Source organism: Bizionia saleffrena (genome assembly GCF_008086175.1).
In the GTDB taxonomy this organism is placed as follows: domain Bacteria; phylum Bacteroidota; class Bacteroidia; order Flavobacteriales; family Flavobacteriaceae; genus Bizionia; species Bizionia saleffrena.
This window is the reverse complement of the sequence record NZ_VSKM01000033.1, coordinates 1-2,870: the sequence shown is the minus strand read 5'-3', so window position 1 is coordinate 2,870 and position 2,870 is coordinate 1. Positions and strand designations below refer to the sequence as shown.

The 2,870-nt window shown below is 29.8% G+C and carries 3 protein-coding genes; all 3 read right to left on the bottom strand.

The window, feature by feature from the left end:
• Positions 1 to 139 precede the first annotated feature (139 nt).
• The 3 genes from ES676_RS14480 to ES676_RS14470 all read right to left on the bottom strand — a co-directional run bounded on the left by ES676_RS14480 (position 140) and on the right by ES676_RS14470 (position 2,539).
• Positions 140 to 739 carry a hypothetical protein gene (locus ES676_RS14480; protein WP_148371035.1) on the bottom strand — a complete coding sequence of 200 codons (600 nt, stop codon included), beginning with the start codon at positions 737 to 739 and terminating at the stop codon, positions 140 to 142.
• A 145-nt stretch (positions 740 to 884) separates the two neighbouring features.
• Entirely contained in the window at positions 885 to 1,298 is a 414-nt protein-coding gene (locus ES676_RS14475) for a hypothetical protein (protein ID WP_170234471.1), read from the bottom strand.
• Positions 1,299 to 1,666: 368 nt separating this feature from the next.
• Positions 1,667 to 2,539, bottom strand: a complete 873-nt coding sequence (locus tag ES676_RS14470) for a tetratricopeptide repeat protein (protein WP_148371033.1) — start codon at positions 2,537 to 2,539, stop codon at positions 1,667 to 1,669.
• Positions 2,540 to 2,870 lie beyond the last annotated feature (331 nt).

Genomic DNA, 2,870 nt, shown 5'->3' with positions numbered 1-2,870 from the left:
CTGTAATAAGCTACTAAAACAAGCTTTTGCAATAGCAAAATCTGGATTAATATATGATGATTCTTATAGAAGTACTTTAGTGAAAAGTTAATGGGTTTTTACTTGTTTTTTACCACAGTACTTTGTTGTAAAACGTTTTTTATTCCTCAACTATTCGAATTATTCCGTTATCCTCGAACATAAATGAAAAATTCGTTTTTATATTCAGTTCGTTAATATTAGTAATTATTTTAAGTAAGAGATTTTTAGCTTCTATAATGTTTTTAGTACTGTCAACATTTATACTTATTAATCGTTGTTCTTCTGATGAAGGATAGTTTCTGTCATCATTCGGGTTTTTCAGATGATTATTTAAAATCGTTTTCAGACTATCGATTGGATATTGTAATTCATAATTTACTGTTATACTATCAGTACTTATATAAACTATTTCCCTTAACTTATAGTCAAATATATCCTCACAAAACTGTAATGGTTGAATATTATAAATCTTTGTGTCGGTTTTGAGTTTAAATAAAGCGTAATTTTTATTACAGTCTATTTTGTTTTGAATTTTTATTATCTGGTTAAAATTTGAAAGAGTATCTAAATCATATTCAATAAATTCGTTATCCACCAATCTATATGTCAAAAAATTTTGCTCGGGCTTTTCATTTTTCCGATGTTTTTTTTCGCTATTATTTTGTCCGCAACTTGTCAGCAGAAAAATCAATATTGGTATGAAAAATGTTGCTCTCAAATGTTTTACAACGTGTTTGTATAAGAATAGTTGCGGGTTTGTATTCGAGGATTTTCCGCAGGAAAATCAGACGTTACAAACACGCAACGACCTTTGATTAAGCACTAAGCCGCAATTATTTTTATACGGTGTTGTAGTGCGTTTTTTACTGCTCATATTCACTATAACTTATCCGTTTTATATTTCCGATTGTGTCTATTTTTATTTTTCCGTATTTAAATTCAGTTGAGTCAATTCCTATATTTTTCGGCAAATTATAACTTACATTAAATGAGTAATCAGGTAAAAATCCGTCATAAGTATAATGATAAGAAATACTGTCTGCATTCTTTTGTAATTTTGGAAACCATTTAATTCTGGTGATTTCTTGATATTCATCAAAAGTCAAATTATCAGCTTTTGTTCCGAAGGCAAGTCCATTTGCTGGTTCAATTTTCATTGCTAATCCTTTTCTTAATTCGCTTTTTTGTATTCTATTTTTATAAATATTTTTTGAATAATTAAAATAAAGGAACGAAGAAATCAAAATAGTTATTAAAGCAGAAATTTGAATTCTCATTTTAATTGGTGTATTTCTCTTTCTAAAAAATCCGATAGCGATTCGTATTCCAATTAGAGAAAGTAATGTAAATCCGATTATTTTTAAAAACTCAATTGGTCGAACATAACTATTGAAAGTCAGTTCAACAAAGTCAGTCCAATAAGCCAATAATCCAGTCAGAATTATTAGGTTTATTAAAACTATTACTAAATATTTAATCGATTTCCGTATCATTTCTCAAATGCACTACAACGGTTTTGTATATGAAAAGTGCGTGCTTGTGTCAGAGGATTTTCGGAACGAAAATCGGATGAAAGCAAGTACGCACTTTCCTTTGATTTAGCACTAAACTACGCATTTTTTATATACAGTGTTGTAGGCAGTTTTTATTTTTTAAATTCAACATTGTATTCTTTCAAAATCTGATCGAATTTTTCCAATTCATTTTCTTCTTTCATTTTGGCGTTTACAAAGCCTAAAAGAGTCTCTGCATCTGATATTTTATTTGAATTTTGGTTATCATACAAAATCATTGCAATTAAAGCGTTTCTCAAGGCAATTTCATTGTTGCCCAATATCAAGTTTGTTTTTCCACTTCCATAATATCCTTCGGGATTTTCAGGGTAAAAATCAATTAGATTCTCATAATATTTTTGTGCTTCCGATTCATTTTTTTTCATTGAGTAAGCAGCAGCAATATTTAATAAAGAAAAATCACCTTCTGGAAAAATTTCAAGAGATTTTTTATAAGTTTTTATTGCATTATCCAAATCATTAGTCATTCGATAGGATACTCCTAAATGGTCATAAGCCATTACAAACTCCTTGTCTTTTTTTATTGCTTTTTCGTATTGTTCGATTGCCAATTCAACTTGTTTTTTATCTCGAAGTTGATTTCCTTTTTCAAAGTATTCATTTGCTTTTTGATTGTCAGAAAGTCTGTAAAATTCTTGTTTTTTCTGTTCTGAAACTTTTGTTCTTATCGCTAGACAATTTTCAATAACAAGCTTTGATACATTGCTAAAAGTTTTACGAATTCCCTCTACTGTAAATTGTCGATTTTCTTTTTCGCTTGGGTCATTATTTTCAATTTCAATTTTAGACGAAATGATACATTTTTTTAAAAGGTCATTTAAATTGTCTGTTTCAGAATCTTCAGAAATACATTCACAGGATTTTTCAGCTATTTTTTCCTCGTATGTCTGTCCAAATGTGCTTATTGAAATAAAAAGAAAGACTAATATTATTAATTTATTCATCTGTTCGTGGGTTTCTTCAAATTGCCTACAACGGGTTGTATAAGAATAGTAGCCGATTTCGGAAGCAGAATTTTTCAATTTACTACTAATGTTGTTGCGGACTACAAAGTTCAAATTTACTACTATTTCGGCTATTATTTTTATACGTTGTGTGTGCCCAGTATGGGCATCTTTAACTTACAGCAAAGTAAGTAATTAATCTAGAGGGTGCAAGTCCCTTATGCGCTGGGGTAACGCCTAGAAGCATTAGTAAGTCGCAAGGGTGGTAACTGCAAAGTTACATCTGAAGAAAGCGAGACTACAAAACTCGGTACTGACGAACAGAAACCGT

What these genes read in the sequence shown, in the direction of transcription:
- ES676_RS14475 (WP_170234471.1), bottom strand. Translation starts at nt 1,298, where the DNA reads ATGAGAATTCAAATTTCTGCTTTAATAACTATTTTGATTTCTTCGTTC.
- ES676_RS14470 (WP_148371033.1), bottom strand. Translation starts at nt 2,539, where the DNA reads ATGAATAAATTAATAATATTAGTCTTTCTTTTTATTTCAATAAGCACA.